The 17,467-nt window shown below is 72.8% G+C and carries 18 protein-coding genes; 10 read left to right on the forward strand and 8 right to left on the reverse strand.

Going from position 1 to position 17,467, the window contains the following annotated elements; genetic code table 11:
* Nucleotides 1-52 precede the first annotated feature (52 nt).
* The 9 genes from ACFWXC_RS23650 (at nt 53) to hypA (ending at nt 6,725) form a co-directional block, all read left to right on the forward strand.
* Nucleotides 53-190 (forward strand): hypothetical protein, encoded by a 138-nt coding sequence (locus tag ACFWXC_RS23650; protein WP_384481646.1) that lies wholly within the window; start codon nt 53-55, stop codon nt 188-190.
* A gap of 123 nt (nt 191-313) precedes the next feature.
* On the forward strand, nt 314-1,804 hold the full coding sequence (locus ACFWXC_RS23655; RefSeq protein WP_384481648.1) for a hypothetical protein: 1,491 nt from the start codon (nt 314-316) through the stop codon (nt 1,802-1,804).
* Nucleotides 1,805-1,807: 3 nt separating this feature from the next.
* Entirely contained in the window at nt 1,808-2,896 is a 1,089-nt protein-coding gene (locus ACFWXC_RS23660; RefSeq protein ID WP_384481649.1) for a hydrogenase expression protein HypE, read from the forward strand.
* Nucleotides 2,897-2,958: 62 nt separating this feature from the next.
* Nucleotides 2,959-4,752 carry a nickel-dependent hydrogenase large subunit gene (locus ACFWXC_RS23665; RefSeq protein WP_384481845.1) on the forward strand — a complete coding sequence of 598 codons (1,794 nt, stop codon included), beginning with the start codon at nt 2,959-2,961 and terminating at the stop codon, nt 4,750-4,752.
* Nucleotides 4,745-5,293 (forward strand): NifU family protein, encoded by a 549-nt coding sequence (locus ACFWXC_RS23670; RefSeq protein ID WP_384481651.1) that lies wholly within the window; start codon nt 4,745-4,747, stop codon nt 5,291-5,293. The genes ACFWXC_RS23665 and ACFWXC_RS23670 overlap by 8 nt, the downstream gene beginning before the upstream one ends.
* Nucleotides 5,290-5,913, forward strand: coding sequence for a DUF5947 family protein (locus tag ACFWXC_RS23675; RefSeq protein WP_384481653.1), 624 nt, complete (start codon nt 5,290-5,292; stop codon nt 5,911-5,913). Before ACFWXC_RS23670 ends, ACFWXC_RS23675 begins: the two co-directional genes overlap by 4 nt.
* A 29-nt stretch (nt 5,914-5,942) precedes the next feature.
* Nucleotides 5,943-6,149 (forward strand): hypothetical protein, encoded by a 207-nt coding sequence (locus ACFWXC_RS23680; protein WP_362564035.1) that lies wholly within the window; start codon nt 5,943-5,945, stop codon nt 6,147-6,149.
* 59 nt (nt 6,150-6,208) lie between these two features.
* Nucleotides 6,209-6,379 carry a hypothetical protein gene (locus tag ACFWXC_RS23685; protein WP_384481655.1) on the forward strand — a complete coding sequence of 57 codons (171 nt, stop codon included), beginning with the start codon at nt 6,209-6,211 and terminating at the stop codon, nt 6,377-6,379.
* Between the two features lie 7 nt (nt 6,380-6,386).
* Nucleotides 6,387-6,725 (forward strand): hydrogenase maturation nickel metallochaperone HypA, encoded by a 339-nt coding sequence (gene hypA / locus ACFWXC_RS23690; protein WP_384481656.1) that lies wholly within the window; start codon nt 6,387-6,389, stop codon nt 6,723-6,725.
* A gap of 51 nt (nt 6,726-6,776) precedes the next feature.
* On the opposite strand, the gene hypE is transcribed toward hypA, so the two are convergent.
* The 8 genes from hypE to ACFWXC_RS23730 form a co-directional block, all read right to left on the reverse strand.
* Nucleotides 6,777-7,766 carry a hydrogenase expression/formation protein HypE gene (gene hypE / locus ACFWXC_RS23695; RefSeq protein WP_384481847.1) on the reverse strand — a complete coding sequence of 330 codons (990 nt, stop codon included), beginning with the start codon at nt 7,764-7,766 and terminating at the stop codon, nt 6,777-6,779.
* Nucleotides 7,767-7,833: 67 nt separating this feature from the next.
* Nucleotides 7,834-8,961 (reverse strand): hydrogenase formation protein HypD, encoded by a 1,128-nt coding sequence (hypD, locus tag ACFWXC_RS23700; protein WP_384481658.1) that lies wholly within the window; start codon nt 8,959-8,961, stop codon nt 7,834-7,836.
* Entirely contained in the window at nt 8,958-9,248 is a 291-nt protein-coding gene (locus tag ACFWXC_RS23705) for a HypC/HybG/HupF family hydrogenase formation chaperone (protein ID WP_362564027.1), read from the reverse strand. Before ACFWXC_RS23705 ends, hypD begins: the two co-directional genes overlap by 4 nt.
* Nucleotides 9,249-9,251: 3 nt before the next feature.
* Nucleotides 9,252-11,615: a carbamoyltransferase HypF gene (gene hypF / locus ACFWXC_RS23710; protein ID WP_384481660.1), complete on the reverse strand. Its 2,364-nt coding sequence runs from the start codon at nt 11,613-11,615 to the stop codon at nt 9,252-9,254.
* On the reverse strand, nt 11,612-12,334 hold the full coding sequence (hypB, locus tag ACFWXC_RS23715) for a hydrogenase nickel incorporation protein HypB (RefSeq protein ID WP_384481661.1): 723 nt from the start codon (nt 12,332-12,334) through the stop codon (nt 11,612-11,614). The genes hypF and hypB overlap by 4 nt, the downstream gene beginning before the upstream one ends.
* Nucleotides 12,335-12,398: 64 nt before the next feature.
* Nucleotides 12,399-12,980, reverse strand: coding sequence for a hydrogenase maturation protease (locus ACFWXC_RS23720; RefSeq protein WP_384481663.1), 582 nt, complete (start codon nt 12,978-12,980; stop codon nt 12,399-12,401).
* Nucleotides 12,977-14,647, reverse strand: coding sequence for a hydrogenase maturation protein (locus ACFWXC_RS23725; RefSeq protein WP_384481664.1), 1,671 nt, complete (start codon nt 14,645-14,647; stop codon nt 12,977-12,979). Before ACFWXC_RS23725 ends, ACFWXC_RS23720 begins: the two co-directional genes overlap by 4 nt.
* 20 nt (nt 14,648-14,667) lie before the next feature.
* Nucleotides 14,668-15,882, reverse strand: a complete 1,215-nt coding sequence (locus tag ACFWXC_RS23730) for an acyltransferase family protein (RefSeq protein WP_384481666.1) — start codon at nt 15,880-15,882, stop codon at nt 14,668-14,670.
* 224 nt (nt 15,883-16,106) lie between these two features.
* Between ACFWXC_RS23730 and ACFWXC_RS23735 the strand changes: the two genes are divergently transcribed.
* A complete protein-coding gene (locus tag ACFWXC_RS23735; protein WP_384481668.1) occupies nt 16,107-17,453 on the forward strand; it encodes an FAD-binding protein in 1,347 nt (448 codons plus the stop codon).
* Nucleotides 17,454-17,467: the final 14 nt, after the last annotated feature.

Below are 17,467 nucleotides of genomic sequence, written 5' to 3' on the forward strand. Positions count from 1 at the left end.
GCGTCGTCCATCGGGCCTCTGCACTGCGCGGGGACCGGGTAGCACCGCCAAGGTGGCCGACCCCGGGACCTCCGCCGAGGCCACCGGGCCGGGCCTGCCGCTGGTGAAGGACGCGATCGTGGCCCAGGTCGGCGGCATCGGCTTCTCGGTCCGCCCGGACCGTCCCGCGCAGGCCCCCTCCGCCGGCTGACCCGGCGTACGCCCAGGCACACCCCGTTCGGCCCAACCCCGCTCGCCCAGAAGAGGCGAGCGGGCGTGACCGATGTGACCGTGGTGGAAGGTATGGGCGCGCGCACGGATCCGAGGAGGCTGCATGGCCGAGGGACTGGTCGACGGCAGAGCGCCCCGCACTGCCCTGGTGGACGGCTCGAAGCCGCCTCCTGAGCGGTCCGGGCACTCCTTCGGGCAGCTGTCCGCCGTCGCCGATGCCGTCCTCTACGAGGGCTACCTGCTCTACCCCTATCGGCGGTCCTCGCCGAAGAATCGTTCCCGCTGGCAGTTCGGGGTTCTCTTCCCCAGGGACTGGGTGGAGGCCGACGGCCCGGTCCGCCCGGGCGTGTCGGGTTCGGCGGACTCCTGGTACCAGCGGACGGAGTGCCTGGTGCGGGTGCACCGGCCGGGCGCGGTCCTGCGGGTGCGGGTGCGGTACCTGCAGATGCAGCACAAGCAGGTCGAGGACGCGGACGGGCGGCCGGTCGAGTCGCTGACGTGCGACGACGGGACCGTGCACCTGACCTTCGAGGAGGCCGTACCGCGCGAGGCCGACCTCACGGTCGCCCTGGCCGAGGGCGAGCGCACCTTCCCGGTGGGCTCCCCCGCCGGCGCCGACACGGCGGCGCTGCCCTCCGGTGCCGGGCGGGTGGTCAGGCGCCGGGAGGAGGTGCGGGCGAGCACCACGGTCATGGTCGAGCGGCTCGGCGAGGGCCTCGTCCGGCTCCGGGTGCACACCGCGCACGAGGGGCGGACGGCGGATCCGCATGCCCCGCGCGACCGGGCGCTGCGCGGCGCCCTCATCGCCACCCACACCCTGCTCGGCGCCGAGGGCGCGGAGTTCGTCTCCCTGATCGACCCGGTCCCCGGCCTCCAGGAGGCCGCCCGGAGCTGCCGTAACGACTTCACGTTCCCGGTGCTCGGCGGCGCACCCCCCGCCGACGCCCCCACCGACGGCTCGGTCTCCGCCCTGCTGCTCTCCTCGCCGATCATCCTGCCCGACCATCCGCAGGTGGCACCGGAGAGCCCCGGGGATCTGCACGACGCCGGCGAGATCGACGAGATCCTCACCCTGCGCACCATGTTGCTGACGGACGAGGAGAAGCGGGAGGCCCGCGCCACCGACCCGCGGGCCGCCGAGATCCTCGACCGGGTCGACACCATGCCGCCGGAGGTCTTCGGACGGCTGCACGGCGCGATCCGTTCGCTGAAGCCGGCCGCCGGCCGTCCCGCCTGGTGGCAGGAGGGCGCCGACGAAGGGCTCTCGCCGGCCACCGACACCGTCCTGGTCGACGGCGTGCGGGTCGGCGGCGGCAGCGCGGTGCGGCTGCGCCCGCGCGGCCGGGGTGCCGACGCCCAGGACATGTTCCTGGCCGGACGGACCGCGACCGTGGCCGCCGTCTTCCACGACGTGGACGGCAGCACCCATCTCGCCGTCACCGTCGACGACGATCCGGCGGCCGAACTGCACGGCTGGTACGGCCGGTTCCACTACTTCCGGCCCGACGAAGTCGAGCCGCTCGGGGGCACCGACGTCCCGGACCCAGTGGCGGCACAAGAGCCGCCCACGGGACCCACTCCATCGGAGGCCTAGCGTATGAGCACCAAGAACGGCACCACCGCCGTCGGCGGCGAGCCCGGCGAAACCGTCGAGCACCAGGGGTTCGACGAGATCACCATCCTGTGGATCTCCGAGGGCATGAGCTGCGACGGCGACACCGTCTCGGTCACCGCGGCCGACCAGCCCTCCATCGAGGACCTGGTCCTCGGCCTGATCCCGGGCGTGCCGAAGGTCAACCTGGTCAACAAGGTGCTGTCGCCGAGCCTGGGCGGCGAGGACTTCCTCGCGCCGTACCGGAAGGCGGCGCGGGGCGAGCTGGAGCCGTTCATCCTCGTCATCGAGGGCTCGATCCCGAACCAGAACATCATCGAGGGCGAGGGCTACTGGACGTCCTTCGGCAACGACCCGGAGACCGGCCAACCGCAGACCCTCAACGACTGGATCGACCAACTGGCGCCCAAGGCCTGGGCGGTGGTGGCCGTCGGCACCTGTGCGACCTTCGGCGGCATCCACGCGATGGCCGGCAATCCGACCGGCGCCATGGGTCTCGCGGACTACCTGGGCTGGGACTTCAAGTCCCAGGGCGGGCTGCCCGTGGTGAACATTCCGGGGTGCCCGGTCCAGCCGGAGAACTTCATGGAGACCCTGGTCTGGGTGCTCTACCACGCCGCCGGCACCGCTCCCCCGCCGCCGCTGGACCACATGCTGCGCCCGCAGTGGCTGTTCGGCCGGACGGTGCACGAGGGCTGCGACCGAGGCTCGTACTACGAGCAGGCCTCCTTCGCGATGGACTACAACTCGCCCAAGTGCCTGGTCAAGACGGGCTGTTGGGGTCCGGTCGTGAACTGCAACGTGCCCAAGCGGGGCTGGATGGCCGGCATCGGCGGCTGCCCCAACGTCGGCGGTATCTGCATCGGCTGCACCATGCCGGGCTTCCCGGACGCGTTCATGCCGTTCATGGACGAGCCGCCCGGCGGCACCCTCTCCTCGCTCGCCATCAAGCCGTACGGGGCGGTCATCCGCCGGCTGCGCGGCTTCACCAACGACCTGGTCAACCACGAACCCAAGTGGCGCCACAACAAGCGCAAGCTCACCAGCGGGTACGCCCCGCGCTGGCGGCCCTGACACGCCAGAGTCCTCCCGCCCCCCACACACACAAAAGTCCCCCACAGCAAAGGCCAGCGACGCTGATGACAACCGAGGCCCGGCAGAAAGGGCGCAAGCCCGCGCAGATCGTGGACATGTCCTGGGATCCGATCACCCGGATCATCGGAAACCTGGGCATCTACACGAAGATCGACTTCGCCAACCAGGAGGTAGTGGAGTGCCACAGCACCTCCTCCCTCTTCCGCGGCTACTCCGTCTTCATGAAGGGGAAGGACCCGCGCGACGCGGGTTTCATCACCTCGCGGATCTGCGGCATCTGCGGCGACAACCACACCACCTGCTCCGACTACGCCCAGCAGATGGCGTACGGGGTGAAGCCGCCGCCGCTGGCCGAGCACATCGTCAACCTCGGCGAGGCGGCCGAGTACATGTTCGACCACACGATCTTCCAGGACAACCTGGTCTTCGTGGACTTCTGCGAGCAGATGGTCAAGGCCACCAACCCGAGCGTCCTGGCCCGCGCGCAGAAGACCCCCGCGCCGCGTGGTGACATCCACGGGTACCGGACCATCGCGGACATCATGAAGGCCTTCAACCCCTTCGAGGGCGAGGTCTACAAGGAGGCCCTGAAGGTCTCCCGGACCACCCGCGAGATGTTCTGCCTGATGGAGGGCCGCCATGTGCACCCCTCCACGCTGTATCCGGGCGGTGTCGGCACCATGCCCTCGCCGACCGTGTTCACCGACTACCTCAGCCGGCTGATGCACGTCATCGACTTCGTGAAGAAGGCCGTCGCCATGAACGACGACGTCTTCGACTTCTTCTACGAGGCGCTGCCGGGCTACGAGGAGGTCGGCAAGCGCCGGATCCTGCTCGGCTGCTGGGGCGCCTGGCAGGACCCGAAGGTCGTCGACTACCGCTACGAGAACATGGACCGCTGGGGCAAGGCGATGTACGTCACCCCGGGCATCGTGGTCGACGGCGAACTGGTCACCAACAACCTGGTCGACATCAACCTGGGCCTCAGGATCATGCTGGGCAGCTCGTTCTACGAGGACTGGGTGAACGAGGACCCGTTCGTCACCCACGACCCGCTGGGCAACCCGGTCGACATGCGCCACCCGTGGAACCAGACAACCCTTCCGGTGCCGCAGAAGCGGGACTTCGACGCCAACTACAGCTGGGTGATGAGCCCGCGCTGGTTCGACCAGCGCACCGGCGACCACCTGGCCCTCGACACCGGTGGCGGCCCGCTGGCCCGGCTGTGGTCGACCGCGCTGAACGGCATCGTCGACACGCCGTACATCAAGGCCACCGGCACCAGTGTGCGGATCTCGCTGCCCAAGGGCGAGAGCCTGCCGGAGACCACGCTGGAGTGGAAGATCCCGAAGTGGTCCAACACCCTCGAACGCGACCGCGCCCGGCCGTACTTCGTCGCCTACGCGGCGGCCATGGCCCTGCAGTTCCTGGACGAGGCGATGGGCCTGGTGCGGTCCGGCGACACCAAGGTGTTCGAGGACTTCGAGGTGCCGGACGAGGCGATCGGCTGCGGCTTCCACGAGGCCGTGCGCGGGGTCCTCTCCCACCACCTGGTGATCAAGGACAAGAAGATCGCCAACTACCACCCGTACCCGCCGACCCCCTGGAACGCCAGCCCCCGCGACAAGTTCGGCACCCCCGGTCCCTACGAGGACGCCGTCCAGGGCCAGCCGATCTTCGAGGAGAACGGCCCGGACGACTTCAAGGGCGTCGACATCATGCGCACGGTCCGCAGCTTCGACCCGTGTCTGCCGTGCGGTGTCCACATGTACACGGGCAAGGGCAAGACGCTGACCGTCACGCACTCGCCGACGTACGGGGCGAACCATGGCTGACGCCGGGCGGCTCGACGGCCCGGCGGTCGAGGCCCGGCTGGCCCGCCTCGACACGCTGCTTGAGGGGCTGGAGTCGGCCCCCGGCCCCACCGGCGGCTCGGCCGTCGAGGCGGTGCGCCTGCTGACCGAGGTCTACGGCGAGGCGCTCGCCCGTGTCCTGGAACGCGCGGACGCACCGCTGGCCGAGCGGCTCGCCGACGACGAGTTGCTCGACCATCTCCTGGTCCTGCACGACATCCACCCCGACTCACCCGAGCTCCGGGCGGCCCGCGCGGTCGAGCGGCTGCGCCCCGCCGTGCGCGAACGCGGCGGCGACGTCGAGTGGGCCGGTCTGGAGGGCCAGGTGGGCCGGGTGCGGCTGACCAAGGGCGGCGGTTGCGGCTCCGGGTGCGGCGGAGGTACTACGGAGGTGACCGACGTGGTCCGGGAGGCGGTGCTCGCCGCGGCCCCGGAGCTGACCGACGTGCAGCCGGTGCCCGAGGCCCCGGCCCCCGCCTTCGTCCCCCTGGACTCCTTGCGCCGGCCACAGGAGGCCCGGTGAGCACCGACGGAGCCCTGGCCCGCCTCATCCGCTCCGCCACCGACCAACGGCCGGCGGCGGAGGCGGAGGTGTGCGACCTGTGCGCCGCCCCGGTGCCCGAGAACCATCCGCATCTGTACGACACCGGGCAGGCCGAGGTCCGCTGCGCCTGCCGTCCCTGCGCCCTGCTGTTCCCGGGAAAGCCGGGACAGCCGGGAAAGCCGGGACAGGGCACCGACGAAGTGCAGTTCCGGCTGATCCCGACCCGCCGGGTCCGGCTCCCGAAGGTGGACACCGCGGCTCTCGGGGTCCCGGTCGGCCTGGTCTTCTTCGTACCGCGCGCCGACGGCTCGGTCACCGCCGAGGGACCGAGCCCGGCGGGTGCCATGCGCTGGGAGGTGGACGCGGCGGCCTGGCAGCGGGCGGTCGCCGGCTGCCCGCCCCTGGCCGGCATGGCGCCCGATGTCGAGGCGCTGCTGGTCAACACCGTCCACGGCCTGGACCACCACTGGATCGCACCGGTCGACGACTGCTTCCGCATGCTCGCCGTGATCCGCCGGGAATGGCGCGGCCTGTCCGGTGGCGGCCGGATGTGGCCGGCCGTGGAGCGTTTCTTCGAGGAGCTCACCGAGCGGCCTTGAGGAACGGCAACACAGGAAGGAGAAACCCCATGGGAAGCATCCGAGTCGGCCGAGCCCAGGCGAAGCCCGACACGCCGTCCCACGTGCCCGGTATGCACCAGGGCAACGAGGGACCGCACACCACCCAGACAGGGCACCACCCGGACGGCACCGCCGACGCGCGGCGCTCCACCGGCATCCACTGGAAGCGGCACGACACCCTGCTCGACGTCATGCCGAACATCCCTCCCGGCTGAACCGGACAAGAACTGAACCGGACGGCAGCGGACCGAGAGAGAACTGGGAGTCCCCCCACATGAGGCAACGAACAAGAGGTACGACGGCCCAGCGGGTACTGACCGCCGAGGTCGCCCTGGTGGGCGCCCTGTGCGTGGCGCTGCTCGTCACCGAGATCCCCAGCCTGCTGCGCGAGCTGAAGATCTGGCGCATCTCCGGCGGGCTGGGTGCCGGTCACCGGTATCCGTGAGCCGGGCGTGCACGAACTGTCCATCGCGACCGCGATCGTGGAGCAGGCCGGTGCATGGGCCCGCGAGGACGGGGCGGACACCGTCTCGGCGGTGTCCGTCCGGGTCGGCGAGCTGTCCGGAGTCGTACCCGACGCCCTGACCTTCGCCTTCCAGGTGGCCCGTGACGGCACCGCCCTGGCGGGGGCGGACCTCGTGGTCGAGCAGGTGCCCGCGCGGGCCTGGTGCGACCCGTGCGCCGAGGAGTTCGCGGTGGGCATGCCGCCGTTCTTCTGGTGCCCGCGCTGCGACCGGGCCTGCCCCGAGCTGCGCAGCGGCCGGGAACTGGAGATCACCGCCGTCGAATGACCCCGCCGGTGCCCGGGACGGACCTGGGCACCGGCGGGGTCTCCGCCCTGATCAGCAGATCCGCGGGAGCTGCTCCCCCAGCGGCAGGTCCACGACCCGGGTGCCGCCGAGTCCGGTCGCCACCACGACCATCCCCGGGTGGTCGGCCACGCACTCGCCGATCCGGGTCGCGCCCGCCCCCTGCGGATGGGCGCGCATCGCCTCAAGGACGGCCTCGGCCTCCGTCGGCGGGACGAAGGCGACAAGCCGCCCCTCGTTGGCGACATAGAGCGGGTCGAGCCCGAGGAACCCGCAGGCGTTGGCCACCGCGTCCGGTACCGGGACGGCCCGCTCGGTCAGTCGCACCCCTGTCCCCGAGGCGCGGGCGATCTCGTTCAGCGAGGCGGCCAGGCCCCCACGGGTCGGGTCCCGCAGGACGTGGATGTCCGGGGTGACGTCCAGCATGGTGGCGACCAGGTCGGCCAGCGGCGCGGTGTCACTGGCGATCTCGATCCCGAACTCCAGCCCCTCGCGCACGCTCAGCACGGCGACCCCGTGGAGTCCGATCGGCCCGCTGACGATGACCGCGTCACCGGGCCGGGCCCGCTGCGGCCGGATGTCCACCCGCTCGGGCACCAGGCCGACCCCGGCGGTGGTGACGTACACGCCGTCCCCGTGCCCGGCCTCGACCACCTTGGTGTCGCCGGTGGCGATGGTGACTCCGGCCGCCTCGGCCGCCGCGCCCATGGCTCGCGCGACGCGTTCGACGACGGCCAGCTCCACGCCCTCCTCCAGGACGAACGCGGCGGAGAGGTAGGCGGGCCGGGCGCCGCTCATCGCCAGGTCGTTGACCGTGCCGTTGACGGCCAGGTCACCGAGGCAGCCGCCGGGGAAGAACAGCGGCCGTACGACGTAGGAGTCGGTGGAGAAGGCCAGCCGGGCGCCGCCGAGCTGGAGGACGGCCGAGTCGGTCATCCCGGCGAGCAGGGCGTTGCCGTAGGCGGGGACGAAGACCTGCTCGATCAGTTCGGCGGAGAGGGCGCCGCCTCCGCCGTGGCCCATCACCACGACCGGCTGGTCGCGGATCGGCGCCGGACAGCTCCAGTTCGCCGGGTCGGCGACGGTCTGCTCAGCCAACGGGGTTCATCTCCTCGCGCGGGAGCGCCGGTTCGGACATCCGGCGGTAGAGGTAGTAGGCGGCGCAGGCGCCCTCGCTGGAGACCATGGTGGCGCCGAGCGGGGTGCGCGGGGTGCAGGTGGTGCCGAAGGCCGCGCACTCCGTGGGTTTGATGAGCCCTTGGAGGACCTCGCCGGCCCGGCATTCGGCGGGTTCCTCGGTGCGGATGCCGGTGACGTCGAAGCGGTGCTCGGCGTCGTACGCCCGGTAGGCCTCGCGCAGCCGCCAGCCGCTGGACGGGATGGGGCCGATGCCCCGCCAGGAGCGGTCGGTGACCTCGAAGACCTCCTCGATCATGCGGATGGCCGCCGGGTTGCCGTCCTCGCGCACGGCACGGGCGTAGGCGTTCTCCACCCGGTGCTCGCCGCGCTCCAGCTGAAGGACGGTGCGGCGGATGCCCTCCAGGATGTCGAGCGGTTCGAAGCCGGTGACGACGACGGGGACCCGGTGGCGTGCGGCCAGCTCCGGGTACTCGGCCATGCCCATCACGCTGCACACGTGCCCGGCGGCCAGGAAGCCCTGCACCCGGCAGCTGGGGGCGGTCATGATCGCCTCGATGGCCGGGGGGACCCGCACATGGGAGACCAGCAGGCTGAAGTTGGTCAGCCCGAGGCGCTTGGCCTGGTGGACGGCCATGGCGTTGGCGGGGGCGGTGGTCTCGAAGCCGATGGCGAAGAACACCACCTGACGGTCGGGGTGCCGCCGGGCGAGCTGCAGCGCGTCGAGCGGCGAGTACACCACGCGGACGTCACCGCCCTCGCCCTTGACCCGGAACAGGTCCCGGTCGGTGCCGGGCACCCGCAGCATGTCGCCGAACGAGCAGAAGATCACCCCGGGGCGGGCGGCGATCTCCAGCGCCTTGTCGATGCACTCCAGCGGGGTCACACAGACCGGGCACCCCGGACCGTGGATCAGCTCCACTTCCTCGGGGAGGAGTTGGTCGATGCCGTGCCGGATGATCGAGTGGGTCTGGCCGCCGCACACCTCCATCAGGGCCCAGGGCCGGGTGACGACGGACCGGATCCCGTCCAGCAGCCGGCGGGCCAGCTGGGGGTCGTTGAACTCGTCTAGATACTTCACCGGGCCTCGTTCCCCTCGGCCTGCCGGGCCGCCTGCTGCCAGGCGTCGCCGAACTCCTCGTCCAGCAGGCCCAGTTCCTCGAAGAGCTTGAGGGAGGCCAGGGCCGACTCCTCGTCGAGCCGCTGGAGGGCGAAGCCCACATGGACGATGACGTACTCACCGACGCGGACGTCGGACACGTACTCCAGACACGCCTGCTTCTGCACACCGCCGAAGTCGATCAGGCCGGTGAGAGGATCGGCCGTGTCGTCGATGCTCACCACTCTGCCGGGCACTGCCAAACACATGGGTCACTCCGTCTCGTCGCTGACTGCCGTACGTCGGCCGTCGTGGGGGCGTTGTCCGTGGGCCGCGACCACCAGTTGCCCGAGCGCCAGCCCGCCGTCGTTCGGCGGGACTTCGCGGTGCCGGACGACCGTGAACCCGTGGCCGTGCAGCAGGTCGGAACAGGCCTGCTCCAGAAGGGCGTTGGCGAAGACGCCACCGGTGAGGGCCACCGTGGTCAAGCCGGTGGACCGGCGCACGCCGCGGCACAGGTCCAGGACCGCCCGGGCGACACCGCGGTGGAAGCGGGCCGCGATCACCGGCACGGGGGTGCCGCGCCGCAGATCGGTGACGATCGCGCGCAGTGCCGGGGCCGGGTCGAAGCGGTCGCCGAACGGGTACGGGGCCGTCGCCTCGCCCCAGGCCAGGCAGGCCTGTGCCTCCAGTTCCAGGGCGGCCTGGGCCTCGTACCCGGCGCGGTGGCACACGCCCGCAAGGGACGACACGGCGTCGAAGAGCCGGCCCATGCTGGAGGTGGCCACACAGCCGGCCTGGCTCCGCAACTGCCTGTCCAGCAGCCTGAGTTCCTCGCGCGAGCAGGCGGCGACGCTGGGCAGGTCGGCATCCCAGGGGACGTCGGCCGCCCACAGCCGGGCCAGCGCCATCCGGCACGGGTTGGCGACTCCCGCGTCACCGCCGGGGAGCGGGGCCGGAGCGAGGTGGGCGAGGCGCCGGTAGCCGGTGTAGTCGGCGACGAGCACCTCGCCGCCCCAGACGGTGCCGTCGTCGCCGTACCCGGTGCCGTCGAAGGCGACGCCGATGACCGGTGTGGTGCCGTCGAGGCCGGCTTCTGCCATGGCGGCAGCGACATGGGCATGGTGGTGCTGGACGAACACCGGCTTCTTCACGGGGAGCTGAGCGGCTCGGCGGCGGGCCCAGGCGGACGCGTGGTAGCCGGGGTGGCGGTCGGCGGCGACCAGTTCGGGGCGGACTCCGGTCAGCCGGTGCAGATGCCGTTCCGCGCGGACGGCGGCCTCCAGCGTCGCCAGGTCGCCCATGTCGCCGATGTGCGGCCCGAACCAGGCCAGTTCGCCCTCGCCGACGCACAGCGCGTTCTTGAGGTCGCCGCCCACCGCGAGCACGGGCCGCACCGGGACGGGCAGCCGCAGCGGGCGGGGCACATATCCGCGGGAGCGGCGCAGGACCTGTTCGGTGCCGTCGGCGCGCACCCGCAGCAGGGAGTCGTCGCAGGGCGAGGCGATGGGCCGGTCGTGGGCGAGCCAGGCGTCGGCCAGTCCGAACAGCCGGGTCAGTGCCTCGTCGTCGTCCGTGACGATCGGCTCGCCCGAGCGGTTGCCGCTGGTCATCACCAGGACGCGGGGGCCGGGCGGGTCGCCGGGGAGGCCGAACAGGAGGGTGTGGACGGGGGTGTAGGGCAGCATCACACCGAGGTGGGGGCTCCCGGGGCAGACCCCGGGTGCCAGCCGTACGCCGTCGCGGGGCCGGAGGAGGACGATGGGGCGGCGGGGGCCGGTGAGCGCGGTCCGTTCGGCGGACCCGACCACGGCGATCCGCTCCGCCTCGTCCAGGTCCGCGCACATCACGGCGAACGGCTTGTCCCCGCGCGCCTTGCGGGTGCGCAGGGTCTCGACGGCCCGGGCGTTGGTGGCGTCGCAGGCCAGGTGGTAGCCGCCGATGCCCTTCACGGCGACGATCCGCCCGGCCGCGAGCAGCTCTCGCGCCCGTGAGAGGGCATCACCATCGCGAGCGGCCCTCACTCCGCTGCCCGCGGCGGGCACCAGCCGCAGCCGGGGCCCGCAGTCCGGGCAGGCCACCGGCTGGGCGTGGAAGCGGCGGTCGGCCGGGGCGTCGTACTCCCGGGCGCAGCCGGCGCACATGGGAAAGCCGCACATGGTGGTGATCGCGCGGTCGTAGGGCATGCCGGTGGCGATGGTGAAGCGGGGGCCGCAGTGGGTGCAGGTGATGAAGGGGTGCCCATGTCGGCGGTCGGCCGGATCGGCCAGCTCCCGCAGGCAGTCGGCGCAGGTCGCGGTGTCGGGCGGGAGTTGGGTGCGACCTGGGGACGACGGATCGGTGGCGCGGATGGTGAAGCCGGGGTCCGCCCCGGTGACGGGTACCTCCTCGACGCCGACGGCGGTCACGGTGGCCAGCGGCGGCTGCTCGGTGGCGAGCAGCTCGCGGAACCGCTGGACGCCGACCGCCGTTCCCTCGACCTCGATGAGCACGCCGTTCGGCGTGTTGCTGACGAACCCGGTGAGCGCGAGGCCGGCGGCGAGGCGGTGGACGTGGGGGCGGAAGCCGACGCCCTGCACGGTTCCGCGCACGGTGATGCGCCGGCGCACGGCCGTCGCCGTGGTGGGGGCCGTCACGAGGCGCTGGGCGCGTGGACGTGACCGTGCGGGTGCGGGGCGAGGGGCGGCCGGTGCGCGGGAGCACCGTCCCGTACGGCGAGCACCCGGTTCAGGACCGTGTCGACGCCCTCGCCGGTGCGGGCGCAGGAGCGGACGATCTCCACCCCGGGGTTGACCCGCCGCACCTGGTCGGCGAAGGCGGTCTCGTCGAAGCCGGCGGGCCCGGCGAGGTCGGTCTTGGTGAGCACGACCAGGTGCGCGGAGCCGAAGGCGGTGGGGTACTTCGCGGGCTTGTCCTCGCCCTCGGTCACCGCCATCAGCACGATCCGCAGCTGTTCACCGAGGTCGTAGGAGGCCGGGCAGACGAGATTGCCGACGTTCTCCACGAACAGCAGCGCGGTGTCCGGCGGCAGCCAGCCCTCCAGGTGGCCGCGTACCTGCCGGGCCTCCAGGTGGCACAGCCCGTCGGTCAGCAGCTGTTTCACCGGCGCTCCCGAACGGGCGAGACGCCTGGCGTCGTTCTCGGTGGCGAGGTCGGCGGTGAAGGCGGCGACGGGCACCTCCCGCTCCAGCGCCCTGGCCAGCACCCGGCCGAGCAGTTCGGTCTTGCCGCTGCCGGGGCTGGAGAGCAGGTTCACCACGCTCACCCCGCGCGCGGCCAGGTCGTCGCGCAGGCTCGCGGCCAAGCCGTCGTTCCTGGCCAGGACGGCCCGGGTGACCTCCTCGGACTGACACATGGGTGCTCCTCGATCGTTGAGTTCCGGAAGAACCGTCGGATCGGGTGGGTCCCGTCCTGGTCCGCTAGCGATCCTCCGCGCCGGTGGCGGCCGGGTGCGGGAGCCCGGCCGGGGCGGGGCCCGTGGATTCCTCCGGGCGGTCCAACGAGGGCGTGACCTGGGGATCGGCGAGCAGCGCCGGGACCAGCGCGTGCAGGGTTTCGACGGCCTGTTCGACCGCGTCCCGCACGGGCTCGCTCAGGCCGGGGGCGATGTCCTCGTCGCCGCGCGGCAGCTCCCCGGGCTCGCAGGCGAGCACGAGGACGCGCGGCAGGGGTTCGTCGCCGAGGTGGGCGGCGAGGGCGAGCACCTTCGCCGGATCCATGCCGTGTGCCTCGGGCGGGGCCGCCGGGGCGCCGTCGGGGAGGTCGGGCTCGATCAGGGAGAGCGTGCCGGGGCGCCGGCCGCGGGCGGCGGCGTCCACCAGCACGGCGACCGTCCAGCCGTCGAGCAGTTCGTAGGCGAGGTCCATCCCCCGGATGCCGTAGTCCCGGACCCGTACCTCGGGGGGCAGTGGGCGCCGGGCCAGGGCGCGGATCACCTCGGGGCCGAAGGAGTCGTCGCCGAGGAAGATGTTGCCGACGCCCGCCACCAGCAGCCGCGTCACCGGGCACCGCCGGGGACCTTGCGGACGAAGTCCGAGCGCAGCGAGTGGTAGTCGGCGGCCGGGTCGAAGAACAGGGCGTGCATCCGGTCGAGTTCGTCCTTCCGGTACGCGGCGAGCGGCCGTCGCGCCTCGTCGGCTTCGCGCGCCGCGGCCTTGGCGGCGATGCGCCGGCCGAGATCCGGGGTGCCGGCGAGCGCGGTCGCCAGTTCCTCGACCTCGGTGGCGAAGCGCTGTGCGGGGACCGGCAGCAGCCGGTCGACGAGTCCGGCCCGGGCCGCGGTCGCGGCGCTCACCGGCTGTGCCTCCTCGGTGAGCCGCCGGGCGGTCTCCGCTCCGGCGCGACGGGGCAGCGAGTACGTCCAGAACTCCGAGCCGTACAGGCCCATCCGCCGGTAGTGCGGGTTGAGGACGGCGCCGGTGCGGCACCAGACCTCGTCGGCGGCGAGGGCGAGCATGGCGCCGCCGGCCGCCGCGTTCCCGGCGAGCGCCGCCACGACCAGCCGGTCGGTGGTCCGCAGCACCGCCTCCACCAGGTCGTCCATCGCGTCGAGGTTGGCCCAGGACTCCTCGGCGGGGTCCGGGGCGGCCTCGATGACGTTCAGATGGATGCCGTTGGAGAAGAAGTCCCGGCGGCCGCCGAGCACCAGAACCCGGGTCGGCCGGGCGAGCGCGTACTCGTAGGCGGCGAGCAGGCGCCGGCAGTGGCCGGTGCTCATCGCGCCGCCGGGGAAGGAGAAGGTGACGAAGCCGACGTCGCCGCACTGCCGGTAGCGGATGTCGGTCCAGGTACGGCGGTCCGGGGGCAGTTCGAGCGGGGCGGGGCTGTCGGGGATGCCGGGGGTGGCGAGGACGTCGGCCGCGGGGCGGCGGAAGGGGGCGGGGTCGCCGGAGTTCTTGCGGGGGCGCAGCTCGGGGATCCACACGGCGCCGTCCCGGGTGGCCCGGCAGACCGCACCCGCGCGGGTCGCGAGCACCTCACCGGGACGGCCGCGCAGTCGGTCCTCGGGGTGGCCGCCGTGCAGGAACAGCTCCCGGCCGAGGAGTTCGTCGAGGACCCCCGGCTGCGAGTCGGCGCCGCGCAGTTTGCGCAGCACCGTCTCCGTGTCGTCGGCCGCCCAGTCGATCCGCCGCCGCGCCTGGCGGAAGACGTCCCGCCAGACGATCCGGCCGTGGATCGCGGGATCGCTCTGCGGCACCGGCTTGTACGAGCCCTCCGCATAGCGTCGTACGGCCTCGTGGACGGCGGTGAGGGCGGCGTCGGCGGCCTCGTTGCGGTAGAGGTCGCTCTTGCCGACCGGCTCCACGGGGAAGGGCTCGCTCGCCCAGACGGCGCCCGCGTCCACGGCCGCCTCGGCCTGGAGCACGGTCACCCCCCAGCGGGGTGCCTGCCCGGCGATGGCCCAGTCGAGCGAGGAGGGTCCGCGGTCGCCGGGCGGTCCCGGGTGCACGATCAGGCAGGTGTGGTCCCGGCAGATGTCCCCGGGGAGCGCGGTCTTCAGCATCGGCGCGATGATCAGCTCCGGGCGCCGGTGCCGTACCGCGGACCGGACGGCGTCGGGGCCGTGGCCGGCGAGGACGACGTCCACCCGGTGGCCGAGGTCGGACAGTTCGGCGTACACCCGTTGGGACAGGCTGTTGAACGCGCTGGCGACGAGCAGAATGTCCATGGTGCGGCATATTTGCCGCTTCAGCGGTTTCCGGAAAGCACCCCGGCGGCGTTTCGTCGGCCGTCCTGGACCGCTTGGCCCTCCCGTGCCCGGAACGCCCACTCCATGCGGGGCTCCATCACGAACCGGAAGACCCGGCGCACCGGCGGTGTGCACAGCAGGGTCACCGTCACGGCGGCGACGAGGGTGGCCGTCACCGCGCCGAGCGGGCCGTGCATCCAGGCCGGGTCGTACCAGTGGGCGGGCTTGGCGCTCTGCGCGACGAAGCCGTGCAGCAGGTAGCCGTAGAGCGTGCCGGCACCGAGGGTGGTGAACCAGGTGCGGCGGCCCGGCACCCAGGCGAGGAAGCAGGCGACCAGCACCAGGGAGCAGCCGAAGACGGCGAGGGTCATGACGGGCCCGTACCAGGCGGGCACGCCGAGCTGCTCGGCGCTGTCCCGGTGGAAGAACCAGCGGTAGCCCAGGTGCGGCACCGACCAGTACGCCACGGCGAGGGCGCACAGGGCGACGGGGACGGCCCACAGGCGCACGCTCCACCGGCGCAGAAGGCTGAAGTGCTCCGGCCGCAGGCACAGGCCCAGCACGAAGTACGGCAGGAACTGCAGGGCCCGCTGTAGATCGAGGTCGCTGCCGATCGACGGCGTGAGGCTCGCCAGCACGGCGACGGCGAGCGCGACGGGCAGCGGCCACCGCAGGAGCCGCCAGATCGGCGTCGTCAGCCGCCAGATGAACAGGGCGGCCAGGAACCAGGTCAGATACAGCGGGTCCAGCAGGCTGATCTCGCGGTCGGGGGCATGGTCGCTCCACCGGGTGAAGAGGGTGTAGGCGACCTCGAACACCACGTAGGGCACGACGACCCCGGTGACCAGCCGTTTGACGCGGGCGGGACTGGCGTCGAAGCCGCGGGAGAAGTAGCCGGAGACGATGATGAAGGCCGGCATGTGGAAGGCGTAGACGAACGTGTAGAGCGCGGTGACGGTCCGGCTGTCCGAGCGCAGCGGCTCCCAGGCGTGCCCGACGGCCACGAGCACGATCGCCAGGTACTTCGCGTTGTCGAAGTAGGCGTCCCGCCGGCCGGCGGGCGGGCCGTTCCGGGTGTCCGGGCCGTTCCGCGGGGCCGGGCGGGGCGGCGGGACCGGGGCCCGGTCCGCGTCCGCCGCCCGGGCGGGCGGCGCGTCGACTGCGGCTGCGGTCTCGCGGGAGCCGGACAGACCAGAACACCTCTCACACGACATGCGCTCCGGGGAGCGACGGGGGCTCTGTACACGAGGCCCTGCACGGGGCCGGTGCACGACGGCGGTACACGGGCGGTACTCCGGTGACGCTGCTCTCCGGAATCCGGCGGGGTAAACCCGCCGTGATGCTCCGGTGTCGATGCGGGAAACGACGTCCGGCTGCCGTGCCCCGGCACGAAAATGGTTCCGCCCGTGTCGACCGATGCCTCCTGGGAGCGTGCCGCGTGACGTCGTCGGACCGAGTCTCCGCGCCCGTCGGGGAACTGCTGGACACCCGCCCGGAGGTCCTGCGGGAGGCGGCCGACGACTTCGGCCACCTGGTGCGCCGACAGCCCCTGGGCGTGCTGCGGCCCCGGTCCGCCGCCGAGGTCAGGGACGCGCTGGTGTACGCGGGGCCGCGCGGGATCCCGGTGGCCGCGCGGGCCGGCGGTCACTCGCTCTACGGCCAGGGGCAGGCGCCGGACGGGATCGTCCTCGACCTGTCCGAGCTGAGCGCGGTCGGGCCGGTGGCCCGCGACCGGGTGGCGGTGCGGGCCGGGGCGCTGTGGCGGGACGTGCTGGCGGCCACCCTGCCGCACGGACTCACGCCTCCCGTCCTCACCGACTACCTCGGTGCCGGCGTCGGCGGAGTGCTGAGCGCGGGCGGGCTGGGCGGCGCCAGTCACCGGCACGGTCTGGTCGCGGACTCGGTGCTGGAACTGGAGGTCGTGACCGGAGCCGGTGAGCACCTGGTCTGCTCGCCGGAGCACCACGGTGCCCTCTTCCACACCGTCCTCGCCGGCCTGGGCCAGGTGGCCGTGATCATCAGGGCCACGCTCCGGCTGTCCCCCGCGCCCACCCTGGTACGCCGCTACTGCCTGTACTACTCCGATCTCGGCGCCTACCTGGCCGACCAGCACCTGCTCGCGACCGACCGGCGCTTCGACTACCTCGAAGGCCAGGCCCGCCCGGCCGAGGACACGTCCGGCGGCTGGACCTGCATGGTCGAGGCCGTCGCCGCCCACCAGGGCCCGACCCCGCCCGACGACCGGAGCCTCCTCGCGGACCTCGCCTTCGACTCGGCCGAGACCACGGACCTCGGACACGCCGAGTTCGCGCACCGGGTCGCGGCCGACGAGGAACTCCTGCGCGCGACCGGCGAGTGGCTGCACCCGCACCCCTGGCTGAACCTGCTGCTGCCCGAGGACACCGCCGCGTCCGTCGTGACCGGCATCCTCGCCGACCCCGGCTTCCGGGACCTGCGCGAGAACGGCGTGGTCCTGCTCTATCCCCTGCTCACCCGCGCCCTGCGGGCCCCGCTGTTCCGCCGCCCGCGCGGCGAAGTCGTCTTTCTGCTGGCCCTGTTGCGTACGGCCGCCCCGGGCGCGGCCGCTCCGATGGTGGCCGCCAACCGCACGGCGTACGAGGACGCGCGGGCGAAGGGCGCCGTCGCCTATCCGGTCAACGCGCTGCCGATGACCCCGGCCGACTGGCGGGAGCACTACGGCGACCAGTGGGACACCCTGGCTCGGGCCAAGGGCGTCCACGACCCGCACGGCACCCTGGGCCGGGGCCACGGGATGGCGCACTGAGAACTGCCGTCCGC

Source organism: Streptomyces sp. NPDC058683, from assembly GCF_042716195.1.
Lineage (GTDB): Bacteria > Actinomycetota > Actinomycetes > Streptomycetales > Streptomycetaceae > Streptomyces.

What these genes read in the sequence shown, in the direction of transcription:
- ACFWXC_RS23655 (WP_384481648.1), top strand. Translation starts at nt 314, where the DNA reads ATGGCCGAGGGACTGGTCGACGGCAGAGCGCCCCGCACTGCCCTGGTG.
- ACFWXC_RS23660 (WP_384481649.1), top strand. Translation starts at nt 1,808, where the DNA reads ATGAGCACCAAGAACGGCACCACCGCCGTCGGCGGCGAGCCCGGCGAA.
- ACFWXC_RS23670 (WP_384481651.1), top strand. Translation starts at nt 4,745, where the DNA reads ATGGCTGACGCCGGGCGGCTCGACGGCCCGGCGGTCGAGGCCCGGCTG.
- ACFWXC_RS23680 (WP_362564035.1), top strand. Translation starts at nt 5,943, where the DNA reads ATGGGAAGCATCCGAGTCGGCCGAGCCCAGGCGAAGCCCGACACGCCG.
- ACFWXC_RS23685 (WP_384481655.1), top strand. Translation starts at nt 6,209, where the DNA reads ATGAGGCAACGAACAAGAGGTACGACGGCCCAGCGGGTACTGACCGCC.
- hypE (WP_384481847.1), bottom strand. Translation starts at nt 7,766, where the DNA reads ATGGGCCACGGCGGAGGCGGCGCCCTCTCCGCCGAACTGATCGAGCAG.
- ACFWXC_RS23705 (WP_362564027.1), bottom strand. Translation starts at nt 9,248, where the DNA reads ATGTGTTTGGCAGTGCCCGGCAGAGTGGTGAGCATCGACGACACGGCC.
- hypB (WP_384481661.1), bottom strand. Translation starts at nt 12,334, where the DNA reads ATGTGTCAGTCCGAGGAGGTCACCCGGGCCGTCCTGGCCAGGAACGAC.
- ACFWXC_RS23725 (WP_384481664.1), bottom strand. Translation starts at nt 14,647, where the DNA reads ATGGACATTCTGCTCGTCGCCAGCGCGTTCAACAGCCTGTCCCAACGG.
- ACFWXC_RS23730 (WP_384481666.1), bottom strand. Translation starts at nt 15,882, where the DNA reads ATGTCGTGTGAGAGGTGTTCTGGTCTGTCCGGCTCCCGCGAGACCGCA.